Below are 16,847 nucleotides of genomic sequence, written 5' to 3'. Positions count from 1 at the left end.
CTCTCCCGATAAAGGTGGCAAGCACATCAGACCGGCAGGTCGATGATGTCTTCAAACTCGTTGATGGCATTGATTTCTGCCCCCATGGCGATATTGGTGACTCTTTCCAGAATGACCTCCACCACCACCGGCACCGCATGCTGTTCCATCAGCCGCTGTGCCTCGGCCAGGCCGGATGCCAGCTGCGCCGGTTCGCGCACGCGCACGGCCTTGCAGCCCAGCCCCTCCACCACGCGAACATGATCGACACCATAACTGCCCAGTTCCGGGGCATTGATGTTTTCAAAACTGAGCTGCACACAGTAATCGATATCAAACTGACGCTGCGCCTGACGAATCAGGCCGAGGTAGCTGTTATTCACCAAGACATGGATGTAGGGGACACGGAACTGTGCGCCAACGGCCAGTTCTTCCAGCATGAACTGGAAGTCGTAATCACCGGAAATGGCGACGACAGCAGTGGAGGGGTCCGCCACCTTGGCGCCGATGGCGGCCGGAATGGTCCAGCCCAGCGGGCCGGCCTGGCCGCAATTGATCCAGTTGCGCGGGTGATAGACATGCAGGAATTGCGCTGCCGCAATCTGCGACAGGCCGATGGTGCTGACATAGCGGGTGTTCTTGCCGAAAAAGCGGTTCATTTCCTCGTATACCCGCATTGGCTTGATCGGTACGTTGCCATGATCACTACGGCGCAGCATGCTGCTCTTGCGGCGCTGGCAGGCATCGCGCCACTGCGGACGCGTCGGCAAACGCCCCTGCTCCTGCCATTCGCGGGCGATGTCGATCAGCAGGCTCAGCGCGCTGGCGGCATCGGACACGATGCCGTAATCAGGAGCAAACACCCGACCAATCTGGGTGGGTTCGATATCGATATGCACGAACTTGCGCCCGGCGGTATAGACATCGACCGAACCGGTATGACGATTGGCCCAGCGATTACCGATACCAAGCACAAAATCCGCCGCCAGCAAGCTGGCATTGCCGTAGCGGTGGGAGGTTTGCAGGCCGGCCATCCCTGCCATCAGCGGATGGTCGTCCGGTATGCAGCCCCAGCCCATCAGCGTGGGAATCACCGGCACCTGCACGATCTCGGCAAAGGTGGTCAGCAGTGTCGACGCATTGGCATTGATGACGCCGCCGCCGGCGACGATCAACGGACGCTCTGCCTCGAGCAGCATGCTCAATGCCTTTTCCAGCTGGGCACGGCTGGCGGTTGGCTTGAACACGGCCAGCGGCTGATAGGTTTCCGGGTCGAAATCGATCTCGGCCATCTGCACATCAAAAGGCAGGTCGAGCAAGACCGGGCCCGGGCGACCGGAACGCATCAGGTGAAAGGCCTGCTGCAAGGCACCCGGCAGTTGGGCCGGTTCCATCACGGTTGTCGTCCACTTGGCCACCGGCCGGGCGATCTCCTTGATGTCGACGGCCTGGAAATCTTCCTTGTGCAAGCGGGAACGCGGCGCCTGGCCGGTGATGCACAGAATGGGAATGGAGTCGGCCGCGGCAGAATACAGGCCGGTAATCATGTCGGTACCCGCCGGACCAGATGTGCCAATGCAGACGCCGATATTGCCGGCACGGGCGCGGGTGTATCCCTCGGCCATGTGCGATGCGCCTTCCACATGGCGCGCCAGCAGATGGCGGATGCCGCCGATCTTTTTCATGGCGGCATACAGCGGGTTGATGGCGGCTCCCGGTACGCCAAAAACCGTGTCCACGCCCTCCTTGCTCAAGATATGAACGGCTGCTTCGATTGCTCTCATTTTGGCCATGGATTGCTCCTGAATTAGGCCGGCCTCACCACCTTGGTCATGGCCCAGCATGGCTTCAACTATCCCGCAGCACAGAAACATAGTCAACAAATAATGGAAATGGTTTCCATTATTTTGTTTTTTGATAATTTTTCCATTAAAATCATTTTGTTACACAAATAAAAATAAAGAAAACAAATACCAAAAAACAAAAAAACTGCCATGCCATCAGTAATAGCTACACCCAACTGTACCTAAGGCGTAAAATCGCAACGAACTTCCCACCCGCCCATGCCACGAGGACATATGGCCAAAGCCGACAGCACCCCGCGCCCCTCCACCCGCAAACGCGCCGATGGCGGAAGCGCCAGTACAGGCCAGGTGCAGTCACTGACCCGCGGTCTGGTATTGCTGGAGCGAATTGCCGAAGCGCCTGCCGGCATCATGCTGACCGACCTTTCCATGCAGGTGGGCCTGCCCAATTCCACCACCCACCGCTTGCTCAGCACCATGCAGCAAATGGGTTTTGTGCAGCAGACCGGCGATTTGGGACTATGGAGCATCGGTGTGCGCGCCTTTACCGTAGGCAGCGGCTTTCTTGGCAGCCGCGACCTGTCCACCCTCGCCATGCCGGTATTGCGCCGCACCATGGAGGCCGCCGGCGAGACCAGCAATCTGGTGGTGTTCGACACCGATGCCTGGCAAAGCGTGGTGGTGGGCCAAGTGCAATGCCGCGAACTGATGCGCATGCTCGCACCAATTGGCGGTCGCCTGCCCTTGCACGCCTCAGCCGCAGGCAAGGCTTTTCTGGCGGCCCAGGATGCAGAACACCTGAACCGCATCTTGCAAAAAACCGGCTTGCCGCATTACACCGAGCACACCATCACCACCCCCGCCCTGCTCAAGGAACAGCTAGTGCGGATTCAGCAACAGGGCTTTGCATTTGACGATGGCGAACATGCACTGGGCCTGCGTTGCGTGGCCAGTTGCATCTATGACGAAAGCAGTCAGGCATTCGCCGCCATCTCAGTATCCGGCCCGAAATCGCGCATCCCGGATGAGCGCGTCACCCATCTGGGATCGCTGGTCATGCAGGCTGCCAGCGAGATCACCCAGCACTATGGTGGTAAACCCAGGAAAAGCAGCTGAAACCTGAGCGGCTAGCCATAAAAAAAGCTCTGCATGCATTTACAGAGCTTTTTTTATGGCATCGCCACCAGCGTTATTTGTCGCGCAAGCCCGCCGGCAACGCGAATACTGTCGACTCCTCCACACCGTCCAGCTCGGCAACGTCTTCCGCACCATATTGACGGATCTGTTCGATGACAGCCTGCACCAGCACTTCCGGCGCACTGGCACCAGCAGTCACGCCCACCCGCTGCTTGCCGGCAAACCAGGCTTCCTGCAGCAGGCTGGCATTGTCGACCATATATGCATCAACCCCCTTCAGCGCCGCGACTTCACGCAGGCGATTGGAGTTGGAGCTATTGGGCGATCCCACCACGATCACGATATCGCACTCGTCGGCCAGCACCTTGACGGCATCCTGGCGATTCTGCGTGGCATAGCAGATATCGTCCTTTTTCGGACTGGTAATACCCGGGAAACGTGCTTTCAGGGCAGTGATGATGTCGCGGGTTTCATCCACCGACAGCGTGGTCTGGCTGACATAGGACAAGGCTTGCGGATTGCGCACCTGCAGCTTGGCGACATCGGCAACGTTTTCCACCAGATACATGCCGCCCTCCACCTGCCCCATGGTGCCCTCCACCTCAGGGTGGCCGGCATGGCCGATCATGATGATTTCCATTGCTGCCTGGTGCATGCGCTTGACCTCGACATGCACCTTGGTGACCAGTGGACAGGTGGCATCGAACACTTGCAGGCCCAGCGCCTCGGCTTCGGCGCGCACCGATAGCGGCACACCGTGCGCCGAATACACCAGGGTGCTGCCTGCCGGCACATCCTTCAGCTCTTCAATGAACACCGCCCCCTTGGCGCGCAGGTTTTCCACCACGAAGCGGTTGTGCACCACCTCGTGACGCACATAAATGGGGGCGCCAAACTTTTCGATGGCACGCTCGACGATGGCGATGGCCCGGTCTACCCCGGCACAAAAGCCACGGGGATTGGCCAGCATGATGGTCTTCGTCATCAGCAATCCTTACAGAAAGACCGCAGCCAGCGGCGACGGTACAAAAACGGGTATCAGGCAGATCTGGGCCGTTTCATGCTGTCCAGCACCATCAGCACGGCACCGACACAGATGAAGGAGTCAGCCAGATTGAAGGCCGGGTAGTACCAGCTGTGCTGGTAATGCACCAGGATGAAATCCACCACATGGCCATAGGCCAGGCGGTCGATCACATTGCCGATGGCGCCACCGATGATGAAGCTGGCTGCGACATTCATCAGGCCGGTAAAGCGTCCCTTGATGATGTTCCATCCCAGATAGCCGGACACACCCAGCGCCAGCAGGGTGAACAAATACTTTTGCCAGCCTCCGGCATCGCGCAGAAAGCTGAAGGCAGCGCCCGGATTGTAGATCAGGGTAAAGCTGAAATAGCCGGGAATGACATCCCGCATTTCGCCAAACTGGTACTGGCTGTTGAAATAGATCTTGGACAACTGGTCCAGCACGATGACCAGCAGCGCCAGCCCCATCCACTTGGGCCAGCTTTTGGCGTGAGGCGCACTCATTACGGATTCCATTGCATTACATCCCTTGCCGCCAGGACGCTCCCGGGTCCAGCCCCGGGAGCCTAATCAGGCCAGATCAGGCGTGAGCCCGCTGCTCGCCCTTGCCATCGATATTGTCCACGCAGCGTCCACACACCGCGCCATGACCAGCATGTGACCCGACATCGGCACGATAGTGCCAGCAACGCTCACATTTCTGGTAAGTGGACGGCGTGACCGTGATGCGGGTTTCATCTGCTTCCTTGACCCGTACCGCCGACACGATCAGCACAAACTTCAGATCCTCACCCAGGCTGGCCAGGTGCTGGTACAGCTCGCCGGCGGCTTCGATATCCAGCTCGGCCTGCAGCGAGGAACCGAGTTGATCGGCACTGCGCAATGCTTCGATCTGTTTGTTGACCTGGGCACGCAGGCCGCGGATGGCGTCCCACTTCTGCTGCAAGGCTTGCTCGCTGGCACTGCTCAGCGCCGGGAACTCATGCCAGGTATGGAAGAGCGTGGATTCTTCATCGCTCTTGGTCAGCACTTCCCAGGCTTCATCAGCGGTAAAGCACAGCACCGGTGCGATCAGCAGCAGCAGGCTGCGGCTGAGGTGGTACAAGGCGGTCTGGGCGCTGCGACGGGCACGGCTGTCGGCCTGGGTGGTGTACAGGCGATCCTTGATGATGTCGAGGTAGAAGGCGCCCAGATCTTCCGAGCAATAATTCACCACCTCCTGCATCGCATGGTGGAAGGCATAGCGGGTGTACAGCTCGCCCGCCACACGCTCCTGCACCTGGCGCGCCATCAGCAAGGCGTACTGATCCAGTTCCAGCATTTCGCCAAACGGCACGGCATTGTCCAGCGGATCGAAATCCGACAGGTTGGCCAGCAGGAAACGCAGGGTATTGCGCAGGCGGCGGTAGCTCTCGGTCACCCGCTTGAGGATTTCGTCGGAAATGGCCAGTTCACCGGAGTAATCGGTCGATGCCACCCACAGGCGCAGGATGTCGGCACCCAGGCTGTCATTGACCTTCTGCGGCGCCACCACATTGCCCTTGGACTTGGACATCTTCAGGCCCTTGCCATCCACCACGAAACCGTGGGTCAGCAATTGCTTGTACGGTGCGCGGCCGATGGTGGCGCAGCCGGTGAGCAAGGAGGACTGGAACCAGCCGCGATGCTGGTCACTGCCTTCCAGATACAGGTCGGCCGGCCAGGCAAGCTCGGCACGCTGCTTGAGCACGGCAAAGTGGGTGGAGCCGGAATCGAACCACACGTCCAGCGTGTCGGAAAGCTTGCGATACTGGTCGGCCTCGTCGCCCAGCAATTCGCGGGCATCCAGGCTGAACCAGGCTTCGATGCCCTGCTGTTCGATACGCAGCGCCACTTCTTCCAGCAAGGCCAGCGAACGCGGATGCAGCTCACCGCTTTCCTTGTGCACGAAGAAGGTCATCGGCACACCCCAGTTACGCTGGCGCGATACGCACCAGTCGGGGCGGTTGCCGATCATGGCTTCCAGACGGGCTCGTCCCCAGGCCGGGAAGAATTCGGTGGCATCCACTGCGCTCTTGGCACGCTCACGCAATGCCACGCCATCCTTGCCGGCCTTGTCCATGCCGATGAACCATTGGGCCGTTGCGCGGAAAATGATGGGCGTCTTGTGACGCCAGCAGTGCGGGTAGCTATGCAGCAGGCGTGTCTGATGGATCAGGGCACCATGTTGCTCCAGGGTTTCGATGACCTTGGGGTTGGCTTCCCATACCGTGAGGCCGGCAAACAGCTCGGTGGTGGACTTGTAACGGCCATCGTCGGCCACTGGATTGTCGATGGGCAAGCCATATTGCTGTCCCACCTGGAAGTCTTCCAGACCATGTGCCGGTGCGGTGTGGACCAGGCCGGTACCGGCATCGGTGGTGACGTGATCGCCACAGATCAGCGGCACGCTGCGTGCATAGAAGGGGTGTTGCAACTGGATCATGTCCAGTTGCGCACCGGTGGTTTCGCCCAGAACAACAGTATCGGCAAAGCCATAGCGCTGCAGGGCGGACTCGGCCAGCTCCTTGACCAGGATCAGCTTGCCCTTGGGCGTGTCGATCAACTGATAAGTCAGCGTGGCGCTCACGGCCACCGCCTGGTTGGCCGGCAGGGTCCAGGGCGTGGTGGTCCAGATGACGGCACGCGCATCGCTCACCTGCGCTTCGGTCAGGCCAAACGCGGCTGCCAGCTTGTCGCTGTCCAGTACCTTGAAACCAACATCAATGGCCGGGGAGTTCTTGTCTTCGTATTCGACTTCGGCCTCGGCCAGTGCCGAACCGCACTCGATACACCAGTGCACCGGCTTTTCACCCTTGAACAGGTAGCCATTGCTGTAGATGGTGCCCAAGGTACGCACGATGTCGGCTTCGGTCTTGAAGTCCATGGTGAGATAGGGATTGTCCCAGTCACCTAGCACGCCCAGACGGATGAAGTCCTTTTTCTGGCGGGCAATCTGCTCCTTGGCATACTCGCGACACAGTTCGCGGAACTTGGCCGCCGGAATCGCTTTGCCATGCAGCTTTTCCACCATCAATTCGATAGGCAGGCCGTGGCAATCCCAGCCCGGCACATAGGGGGCATCAAAGCCGGCCAGGGTCTTGGAGCGGACAATGATGTCCTTCAGCACCTTGTTGACGGCATGGCCGATATGAATGTCGCCATTGGCATACGGCGGGCCGTCGTGCAGGATGAATTTGGGACGGCCGGCCGACAGTTTGCGTACCTTGTCGTAGCGCTTCTGTTCCTGCCAGCGCTTGACCCAGGCAGGTTCGCGCTTGGCCAGATCCCCTCGCATGGCGAACGGGGTATCCAGCAGGTTGACGGTTTTACGGTAATCGATGCTCATGCCTGCTCTCGCTGCAAACTGGTCAAATAGGTATGGGCACTGGCAGCATCGCGTTCGATCTGCGCCACCAGTGCCGGCAAATTGTCATAGCGCTCTTCATCGCGCAGTTTCTTCAGGAAGCGCACCGTGACGCGCTGGCCATACAGATCGCCAGAGAAATCAAACAGATGTGCTTCAAGCTTGTAGTCGCTGCTGGTGCTGACCGTGGGGTTCAACCCCAGGCTGGCCACCCCTCCCTTGCGACCAAAGGGGGTCTCTACTTCTACCACAAACACGCCCTGCAAGGCCGGCTTCAGGTGTGGCAGATGGACATTGATGGTGGGAAAACCGATGGTCCGCCCCAGCTTCTTGCCATGCATCACCTTGCCAGACAGCTGATAGCAGCGCCCCAGCAAGGCATTGGCCGCATCCAGGTCGCCCAGTGCCAGCCGCTCGCGCACCAGGGTACTGGATGCGCGCTCGCCCTGGACCAGCACCGACGGCATGGCCTCGGTGACAAAATCCGGACAGGCGGACAGCAAGTCGAAATTCCCCTTGCGGGCAGCACCAAACTGGAAATCGTCACCGATCAGCAAATAACGGGTTTTCAGATCACGTACCAGCACATCCTGGATGAAGGCTTCTGCTCTCATGCCGGCAAAACGCTGGTTGAAACGAAAGACAAACACGTAATCCAGCAGGCCCAGTTCGCGCAGAAAACTACACTTGTCGCGCAAGGTGGATAGCCTGGCCGGCGGATTGCTGCGGGTGAAAAACTCGCGCGGGTGCGGTTCGAACGTCAGCAGCGCAGTGGGCAAGGAACGGGCCTTGGCCTCTTCCTTGAGGCGCTGCAGCATGTGCTGGTGGCCCAGATGCACGCCATCGAAATTGCCGATGGTCAATGCACAGCCAGCGAGCCCAAAGCGTCGCGGGTCTCCTAGAAATACCTGCATGTGCTGCCTAGCATCCTGAAAACTTACGATTGTAGCCGTGCGCAGCGCGCAGCGTCCAGCCAAGCGCACCGATGGTGCAAAACAAAAAAGCCCCACTTGCGTGGGGCTTTTCAGGTCTACCGTGGCAGATTACTGCTGGGTAACAACCTTGACAGCGTCGATCACTACGTCAACACGACGATCCGGCTCGATGCAGGCCTTGATTTCAGCATTTTGCTTCTTGTTCTTGGCATACTTCGGGAACTTGGACTTGCACTCGTCGGTCATCTTGGCATCAGCCTTGCCCTTGCCAACTGCAGTCACCTTCTCAGCCGGTACACCAGCGTTTACGAAGTATTCCTTGACAGCATCAGCACGCTTCTGCGACAGGGCGTTGTTGTACTTGTCGCTACCCATGAAGTCGGTGTAGCCGTCGATTTCAACACCGTTCAGAACGCCTTGACCAGCGTGGGCCTTCAGCTTGGCAACCAGCGGATCCAGTTCGTTCTTGGCATCAGTACGCAGGGTAGCCTTGTCGAAGTTGAACAGAACCTTGGCGGACAGGGTGACGTGTTCCTTGACGGAAACCGGAGCAGCCTTGGGAGCTTGTGCTACCGGAGCAGCCGGCTTGGCAGCTTCGCGATCGCCACACTCAACCAGACCGTCCTTGGCCTTGTCGAAGTAGGCAGTGTGCCAGCATTCGCCGTAGTTGTTACGGGAAACGGCGTCGGTGCTTTGATCTACGGTGTAGCCCGGCTTAGCTGCGAACGCGCTAGCAGAAACCAGCAGAGCAGCAACCAGGGCGCTCAGTTTCAGCTGTTTAGTCATATTATTCCCTCTTTTATCTATGAATCGGTATTGATGCGGTTGACGCAAACACCACGCGGACAATTCTACTGCAAACAACAGGGTAAGCGCCAAACTGTGTTTATGCAGTTAACGGGCACTATAGAAATGCGTCCACCCGGTGTCAACACAGCACGACAGCTGCTGCAGACAACATGTTGCAAAAAAGCATCAAAAATCAGGCAAAATTCAGCACTTCTGTATCATTAACACGACACTATCACAACGATGTTACACGGCGACGAAACAGGGGAAGCGGTTCACGATGGGTGGACTGGTAACGTTCCGTGAAGGTGTCATATCCGGACAGCGCGCTGTCAATCGCTTTGCCATCCTTGATTTCAAAGGCATTGAAGCCAACCTGCCAGAGATAGTGCAGCAAATCCACCCACACGTCGCCCAAGGCTCTTAACTCACCGGCATAGCTGTATCGTTCGCGCAACAGTCGTCCCAGACTGTAACCTCGCCCATCAGTAAAGGCTGGAAAATCCACCGCCACCAGCGGCAGCGCCGCCAGATCGGCCGCCAGCAGCTGCGGATCATCAGCCGGAGCCAGCCAGACGGCAGTCCGGCCGGGCCGGGCCTGCCAGCCGGCCTTGTCGGCCAGCCATTGCGACAGCGGTACGATTACGTCGACGTCGGGGGCGACCGCCGGATACTGTCCCTCGGCATCGGCACGCAGGATCTGCCAGCCATCCTGAACAATCTGGCCATCTTTAATGATGCTTTGCATAAACGCGCTCCTTGAAGGGGTCGAGGCCAATACGGCGTACGGTTTCGATAAAGCGCTCGCCGGCTGCGCGCTGTTCCAGGTACACGGTCATGATTTTTTCGAAGGCCAGAGGCACATCGGCCTGGGCAAACGAAGGGCCAATCACCTTGCCGATGGTGGTGTGGCTGCCCTGGCTGCCGCCAAGGGTGATCTGGTACCACTCCTCGCCGTTCTTGTCGACGCCCAGGATGCCGATATTGCCGATGTGATGATGACCACAGGCATTCATGCAACCGGAGAAATTGCAGTCGATGTCTCCCAGATCAAACAGGTAGTCCAGATCCTCGAAACGGGTCTGGATCGCTTCCGCCACCGGGATGGAGCGTGCATTGGCCAGGCTGCAGAAGTCACCACCCGGGCAGCAGATGATGTCGGTCAGCAGGCCGATGTTCGGTGTAGCAAAGCCCTGGCTCTTGGCCAGTTGCCAGACTTCATACAGGTCGCGCTCACGCACATCCGGCAGAATCAGGTTTTGTTCGTGTGCCACACGCAGCTCACCGTAACCGAAACGGTCGGCCCAGTCGGCAGCGGCGTCCATCTGCTCGGCGGTGATATCACCCGGGGGGACGCCGGTCTTCTTCAATGACAGTACGACAGAACGATAGCCGGCCTGTTTGTGAGGACGAGTATTACGCTCCACCCAGCGGGCAAAGGCCGGTTCTTCAGCCAGTTTGCTGCTGAACTCAGGCGGATTGGCTGACAGCTGTTCGTAGTCGGGGTCGGTGAAGAAGGAGGCATAGTGGGCGACATCCACATCCCGCAGGGTGGATGGGCCATCTTTCAGATGCAACCATTCGTCTTCGACCTTGGCGGCAAAGCCCTCAACAGTCATGGCCTTGACCAGAATCTTGATCCGCGCTTTGTACTTGTTGTCACGGCGACCAAAACGGTTATAGACGCGCAGTACCGCGTCCAGATAGGTCAGCAGATGGCGGGTGGGCAAGAATTCCTTCACCACTTCACCCACAATGGGGGTACGTCCCAGACCACCGCCGACGATCACCTTGAAGCCGACTTCACCCGCCTCATTGCGCACCACATGCAGGCCGATATCGTGTACTTGTGTCGCGGCGCGATCTTCCACGCTGCCGGATACGGCAATCTTGAACTTGCGCGGCAGGAAGGCGAATTCCGGATGCAGGGTGCTCCACTGGCGGATGATTTCGCAATAGGCGCGCGGGTCGAGCAATTCGTCCTGGGCTACACCGGCGAAGGCATCGGTGGTGGTGTTGCGCACGCAGTTGCCGGAGGTCTGGATGGCATGCATTTCCACTTCGGCCAGTTCGGCCAGGATATCCGGCACCCGCGCCAGCTCAGGCCAGTTGAACTGGATGTTCTGACGCGTGGTGAAGTGGGCGTAATTCTTGTCATAGGTGCGGGCAATGTGCGCTAGCTTGCGCAATTGACGGCTTGCCAGATGGCCATAGGGAATGGCCACCCGCAGCATGGGGGCATGGCGCTGGACATACAGGCCATTCATCAGCCGCAGCGGGCGGAATTCATCTTCGGACAGCTGACCCGCCAGAAAGCGCTGGGTCTGATCACGAAACTGCTCGACACGCTCGCGCACAATGCGGTGGTCGACTTCATCATAACGGTACATGGTTGGATGTCCTTGGGTAAGGTTGGCCTGTGCTGGCCGGCCAGCCTTATGCTGGGCGCTTGAGCGGGCTTGCCTTGATGTGCAGGCCGCACTCTTTGGATTCGGGGTTTTCCCACCACCAGCGGCCTGCACGCACGTCCTCACCGACGGTGATCGCACGGGTACAGGGGGCACAGCCGATGGAGGGGTAACGCTGATCATGCAGGGCGTTATAGGGCACATCGTTGCTGCGGATGTATTCCCACACTTCGGCCTCGGTCCATTCGATCAGCGGATTGAATTTCATCAGGCCATTGTCGGCATCGAATTCCTGATTGCCCAAGTCCTGGCGCGTAGGCGACTGTTCGCGACGCAGGCCGGTAATCCAGGCGGACTTCCCCGCCAGTGCGCGCTTGAGCGGCTCGATCTTGCGAATCTGGCAACAGGATTTGCGCAGTTCCACGCTGTGATAGAAACCATTGATGCTATGGGTATTGACGTAGGCCTCGGTGGCCTCGGTCTGCGGGAAGTACACCTTGACCGGCAAGGCCGGGTAGTGCTCGGCCACCTGCTGCATCAGGGTGTAGGTTTCTGCTGGCAGGCGTCCGGTATCCAGGCTGAACACCTGCAGCGGCAGGGCCAGGCGGGCGATCAGATCGGTCAGCACCATGTCTTCGGCGCCATAGCTGTTGGCCAGCACCGCATCCGGGTGCTTGGCGGCAATTTCCGTCAGCAAGGCTTGGGTTGCGGCAAGTTTCACATCCAGGCTCATCGAGCGCTCCACATAGGTATAGTCTGGCTAGGGCACCATCCTACCCAAGCCCCATATAAACCTAAAAGAATATTGTGTTAGTATTTAATGCCTACAGGTTTTATGGAATACGCCCGTCTTATGAAACTGCAACAGCTGCGCTATCTGGTCGAAGTGGCCAAACAGGGCCTGAATGTCTCCGAAGCAGCGGAAAAGCTGCATACTTCTCAGCCCGGCATTTCCAAACAGATTCGCCTGCTGGAAGACGAGCTGGGCATTCAGGTATTCATTCGCAACGGCAAGCGCGTGGTGTCGGTTTCCGAGCCGGGCAAGGAAGTGCTGCGCATTTCCGAGCGCATTCTACGTGAAGCACAGAACCTGAAACGGGTGGGTGACGAATTTTCGCGGGAATCGGAAGGGGCGCTCACCATTGCCACCACCCATACCCAGGCCCGCTACGCCCTGCCGCCCACGATTGCAGCCTTTGTGCAACGCTATCCCAAGGTCAGACTCTCCATCAAGCAGGGCAGTCCGACCCAGATCTGCGAAATGGTGGTGTCCGGCGAGGCCGATCTGGCGGTGGCAACCGAAGGCATTGCGCTCTACAAGGAGCTGGCCATGCTGCCCTGCTATGAATGGAACCGTTCGGTGGTGGTGCCGCAGGATCATCCGCTATTGCAACTGGAACGGCCGATTACGCTGGCCGATATTGCCAGTTATCCGATTGTCACTTACGACTTTGCCTTTGCCGGCCGCTCCAAAATCAACAAGGCCTTTGCTGATCAGGGGCTGAGTCCCAACGTGGTACTCACTGCGATCGATACCGATGTGATCAAGACCTATGTTTCGCTTGGCCTGGGTATCGGCATCATCGCCAGCATGGCATTCGAGCCGAACCGTGATGCCGGTTTGCGCATCATCGATGCCGGTCACCTGTTCGAGCCGTCCACCACCAAGATCGGCATTCGCAAGGATGCCTATCTGCGTGGCTTTGCCTACACCTTTATCGAGCTGTTTGCTCCCCACCTGCACCGACGCGAAGTGGATGCCGCCCTGCTGGCCCACGACAGCGATCTGGACGACTGAAACAAGACAGCAGACAGACAAACGCCCCGGCATGCCGGGGCGTTTTGACTGATGAGCTGCCGTAATTACAGGGTCAGGCCACCGGTTACTTCGATTGCCGCGCCATTGATGTAGCTGGCTTCGTCCGATGCCAGGAAGGCATAGACATTGGCGATTTCGGCCGGGTCGGCCATGCGCTTCATCGGCACCTTGTCTTCCATGGCCTGGATCACTTTTTCCGGCATGGATTTCAGGATGGGCGTAGCCACAAAGCCCGGACATACGGCGTTGGCGCGGATGCCCTTCTTGCCCAATTCCTTGGCCCAGGTCTTGACGAAGCCGATCACGCCAAACTTGGTGGCGGCGTAGTTGGTCTGGCCGAAGTTGCCATACACACCGACTACCGAGGATGCGTTCAGGATGACACCACCACCCTGCTCCACCATGGTATCCACCACGGCGCGGGCGCAGTTGTACACGCCCTTCAGGTTGATGTCGATCACCTTGTCGAACTGATCGTCGGTCATCTTGATCAGCTGGGCATCCATCACGATGCCCGCATTGTTCACCAGTACGTCGATGCGGCCAAAGCGTGCTTTCAGATCACCAACCATATCGGCGATCTGCGCCTTGTCCGTCACGTTGACCTGGTAGCCGACAGCCTCCCCGCCCAGAGCCTTCAGTTCTTCCACCACCGCATTGACAACGTCAAGGTTCAGGTCACAGACGGCAACGATGGCGCCTTCCTTGACGAACTTTTCCGCAGTAGCCTTGCCGATGCCGCTGGCACCGCCAGTGATGATGGAGACTTTCCCTTTCAATCGCATGGTTCTTCCTTCATTAACTTGAGGTTGCAGGCAACCCGATCACGGGTCGACTTTCGGGCTCCACCATCGACCCATTCGAGATCAGGTTCCTGTTCTTGTCTTGTAATTATTATGTGGCACTACGTAAAAACGGGAGCATCGTGCGCTGTCGTTATTGCAGCGCAACACAATGTCGCACTGCAATATAGCGCACCTGCTCCCGTCGGTAAAGCAATCGCTCTAGCCTGCCTGTCACGATGACAAATACAAGGCCGGCCGCGAGTATTCCGGCTTACTCCAGACCCTTGCTGGCCAGATAATCCTCGTAATTGCCGGTGTAGTAGTCATAGCCGCCCTTGCCATCCAGTTCCAGCACATGGGTGGCCAGCGAGCTGACGAACTGACGGTCGTGCGAGACGAATATCAGCGTGCCCTTGTACTTTTCCAGCGCCATGTTCAGCGCCTCGATGGATTCCATGTCCATGTGGTTGGTCGGTTCATCCATGATCATCACATTGGGCTTCTGCAGCAGCAGCTTGCCATACAGCATGCGGCCCTTCTCGCCACCAGACAGTACCCGCACCGGCTTGGTCACTTCGTCGCCGCCAAACAACAGTCGGCCCAGGGTGCCGCGAATGACTTGCTCGTCGTCGCCTTCCTGTCCCCACTGCCGCATCCACTCGGTCAGTGTCATGTCGCTGTCGAACTCGGCTTCATGATCCTGGGCGAAATAACCGATCTGTGCTTTTTCTGCCCACTTGATCGTGCCGTAATCAGCTGTCAGGCCCTCGGCAAAGGCAGGTTCAAACGCACCGGCCAGCAACTTGACCAGCGAGGTCTTACCGGCACCGTTCGGGCCGATCACCGCCAGACGGGCACCGGCTTCCAGGATGAAACTCATGTCCTTGAACAGCACTTTGCTATCGTAAGCCTTGCTCAGGTTTTCCACTTCCACCGCCTGACGATGCAGCTTGAAGCGGTCGTCGGTTTCAAAGCGGATGAACGGGCTCTGACGGCTGGATGGCTTCACTTCCACCATCTCGGACTTCAGCTTGTCCACCTGCTTCAGGCGGGAAGTCGCCTGGCGTGCCTTGGACTTGTTGGCCGAGAAGCGCGCCACGAACTCCTGCAGTTCCTGGATACGTTCCTTGGCCTTGCTGTTGGACGACAACTGGCGTTCGCGCGCCTGGGCCGAGGCGATCATGTAATCGTCGTAGTTGCCCGGATAGATGCGAATGGTGTTGTAGTCCAGATCCGCCATGTGGGTACACACGGAGTTCAGGAAGTGACGGTCGTGGGAAATGATGATCATGGTGGAATTGCGCTCGTTCAGCACATTTTCCAGCCAGCGAATGGTGTTGATGTCCAGGTTGTTGGTCGGTTCATCCAGCAACAGGATGTCCGGATTGGAAAACAGCGCCTGCGCCAGCAGGACACGCAGCTTCCAGCCCGGTGCCACTTCGCTCATCGGGCCGAAATGCTGCTCGACCGGAATACCCACCCCCATCAACAGCTCGCCGGCGCGGGCTTCGGCGGTATAGCCATCGTACTCGGCGAACTTGGCTTCCAGTTCTGCCGCGTGCATGTAGTCATCTTCGGTGGCTTCGAGGTTGGCATAGATGGCGTCGCGTTCGCTCATTGCCGACCACATTTCGGTGTGGCCCATCAGCACGACATCGATGACGCGCTGCTCTTCATAGCCAAACTGATCCTGCCGCAGCTTGCCCAGGCGCAGACCGTTTTCAATGGCCACTTCGCCACTGGTCTGCTCCAGGTCACCGCCCAGAATTTTCATGAATGTCGATTTGCCGGAACCGTTGGCACCAATCAGGCCATAACGGTTGCCTTCGCCAAACTTGACGGAAACCTTTTCAAACAAAGGCTTCACGCCAAACTGCATGGTAATGTTGCTAGTGGTAATCACGCTTGAGATCCTTCAGCCAGTCCAGCCGTAAGTATCGGAAAAACGTAGGATTCTATCACAGCCCGCTTTCAATCCGGAGTCCTGCACCAAATGCGATGACATGCTTTTGACCCGTAGGGGAATTCCGCTACAATCGAAGACTTTGAATCCTCATCCCTAGATATAGGCAGAACTATGCTTACCGGTAGCTTGGTTGCCCTGGTCACCCCGATGACCACAGATGGTCGGGTCGACTTCGAATCGCTTTCCCGCCTCGTTGATTTCCACATCGACAACGGAACCAGCGGCATTGTCGCCGTCGGCACCACTGGCGAATCCGCCACCCTGGCCGTTGATGAACACATCCAGGTCGTCGAGGCCGTCATCAAACAAGCCAAGGGTCGCGTCAAGGTCATCGCCGGCACCGGGGCGAACTCCACCGCCGAAGCCATTGAACTGGCCGCCCATGCCAAGCAGGCCGGTGCCGACATGACCCTGTCGGTGGTGCCCTACTACAACAAGCCCACCCAGGAAGGCATGTACCGCCACTTCCGCGCCATTGCAGAAAGTGTCGACATCCCGGTGATCCTGTATAACGTACCGGGCCGTACCGTTGCCGACATGAATAACGACACGGTGCTGCGCCTGACCCAGGTACCCGGCATCATCGGCCTCAAAGACGCCACTGGCGATATCGGCCGCGCATGTGACCTGATCAGCCGCGTACCGGCCGACTTCGCACTGTACTCCGGCGATGACGCCACCGGCATGGCCTTCATGCTGTGCGGCGGCAATGGCGTGATTTCGGTCACCTCCAATGTGGCACCGAAACTGATGAGCCAGATGTGTGCTGCAGCCATCGCCGGCAACACCGTGCTGGCTCGCCAGCTGAATGAC

General features: G+C 58.4%; 14 protein-coding genes. 3 read left to right on the top strand and 11 right to left on the bottom strand.

What is annotated here, in order from left to right:
• Positions 1-26: 26 nt before the first annotated feature.
• Entirely contained in the window at positions 27-1,772 is a 1,746-nt protein-coding gene (gene gcl / locus JHD64_RS11615) for a glyoxylate carboligase (protein WP_199053325.1), read from the bottom strand.
• Positions 1,773-2,057: 285 nt separating this feature from the next.
• Between gcl and iclR the strand changes: the two genes are divergently transcribed.
• Complete coding sequence (gene iclR / locus JHD64_RS11610) at positions 2,058-2,900, top strand: glyoxylate bypass operon transcriptional repressor IclR (RefSeq protein WP_199053324.1); 843 nt, start codon at positions 2,058-2,060, stop codon at positions 2,898-2,900.
• Positions 2,901-2,973: 73 nt separating this feature from the next.
• Here iclR and ispH read toward each other — a convergent pair whose 3' ends face one another.
• From ispH to JHD64_RS11570, 8 genes are all read right to left on the bottom strand, one after another.
• Positions 2,974-3,906 (bottom strand): 4-hydroxy-3-methylbut-2-enyl diphosphate reductase, encoded by a 933-nt coding sequence (gene ispH, locus JHD64_RS11605; RefSeq protein ID WP_199053323.1) that lies wholly within the window; start codon positions 3,904-3,906, stop codon positions 2,974-2,976.
• A gap of 53 nt (positions 3,907-3,959) precedes the next feature.
• Complete coding sequence (gene lspA / locus JHD64_RS11600; RefSeq protein ID WP_233170457.1) at positions 3,960-4,451, bottom strand: signal peptidase II; 492 nt, start codon at positions 4,449-4,451, stop codon at positions 3,960-3,962.
• A gap of 76 nt (positions 4,452-4,527) precedes the next feature.
• Positions 4,528-7,314 (bottom strand): isoleucine--tRNA ligase, encoded by a 2,787-nt coding sequence (gene ileS / locus JHD64_RS11595; protein WP_199053321.1) that lies wholly within the window; start codon positions 7,312-7,314, stop codon positions 4,528-4,530.
• A complete protein-coding gene (locus JHD64_RS11590) occupies positions 7,311-8,246 on the bottom strand; it encodes a bifunctional riboflavin kinase/FAD synthetase (protein ID WP_199053320.1) in 936 nt (311 codons plus the stop codon). The genes ileS and JHD64_RS11590 overlap by 4 nt, the downstream gene beginning before the upstream one ends.
• A gap of 129 nt (positions 8,247-8,375) precedes the next feature.
• Complete coding sequence (locus tag JHD64_RS11585; protein WP_110313615.1) at positions 8,376-9,053, bottom strand: OmpA family protein; 678 nt, start codon at positions 9,051-9,053, stop codon at positions 8,376-8,378.
• 238 nt (positions 9,054-9,291) lie between these two features.
• On the bottom strand, positions 9,292-9,804 hold the full coding sequence (locus JHD64_RS11580; protein WP_110313616.1) for a DUF934 domain-containing protein: 513 nt from the start codon (positions 9,802-9,804) through the stop codon (positions 9,292-9,294).
• A complete protein-coding gene (locus JHD64_RS11575; RefSeq protein WP_199053319.1) occupies positions 9,788-11,446 on the bottom strand; it encodes a nitrite/sulfite reductase in 1,659 nt (552 codons plus the stop codon). Before JHD64_RS11575 ends, JHD64_RS11580 begins: the two co-directional genes overlap by 17 nt.
• Positions 11,447-11,492: 46 nt before the next feature.
• Positions 11,493-12,197 carry a phosphoadenylyl-sulfate reductase gene (locus JHD64_RS11570; protein WP_199053318.1) on the bottom strand — a complete coding sequence of 235 codons (705 nt, stop codon included), beginning with the start codon at positions 12,195-12,197 and terminating at the stop codon, positions 11,493-11,495.
• A 120-nt stretch (positions 12,198-12,317) separates the two neighbouring features.
• Here JHD64_RS11570 and cysB point away from each other — a divergent pair, with 120 nt between their 5' ends.
• Positions 12,318-13,262, top strand: coding sequence for an HTH-type transcriptional regulator CysB (gene cysB, locus JHD64_RS11565; RefSeq protein ID WP_059287469.1), 945 nt, complete (start codon positions 12,318-12,320; stop codon positions 13,260-13,262).
• A 65-nt stretch (positions 13,263-13,327) separates the two neighbouring features.
• Here cysB and fabG read toward each other — a convergent pair whose 3' ends face one another.
• Positions 13,328-14,068: a 3-oxoacyl-ACP reductase FabG gene (fabG, locus tag JHD64_RS11560; RefSeq protein WP_059287468.1), complete on the bottom strand. Its 741-nt coding sequence runs from the start codon at positions 14,066-14,068 to the stop codon at positions 13,328-13,330.
• A gap of 271 nt (positions 14,069-14,339) precedes the next feature.
• Complete coding sequence (locus JHD64_RS11555) at positions 14,340-15,971, bottom strand: ABC-F family ATPase (RefSeq protein WP_110313618.1); 1,632 nt, start codon at positions 15,969-15,971, stop codon at positions 14,340-14,342.
• Positions 15,972-16,145: 174 nt separating this feature from the next.
• Between JHD64_RS11555 and dapA the strand changes: the two genes are divergently transcribed.
• A partial coding sequence (gene dapA, locus JHD64_RS11550) for a 4-hydroxy-tetrahydrodipicolinate synthase (RefSeq protein ID WP_199053317.1) occupies positions 16,146-16,847 on the top strand: 702 nt, incomplete at its 3' end.

This window comes from Aquitalea sp. ASV15, from assembly GCF_016429115.1.
In the GTDB taxonomy this organism is placed as follows: domain Bacteria; phylum Pseudomonadota; class Gammaproteobacteria; order Burkholderiales; family Chromobacteriaceae; genus Aquitalea; species Aquitalea magnusonii.
This window is presented reverse-complemented; position numbering and strand designations above follow the sequence as displayed.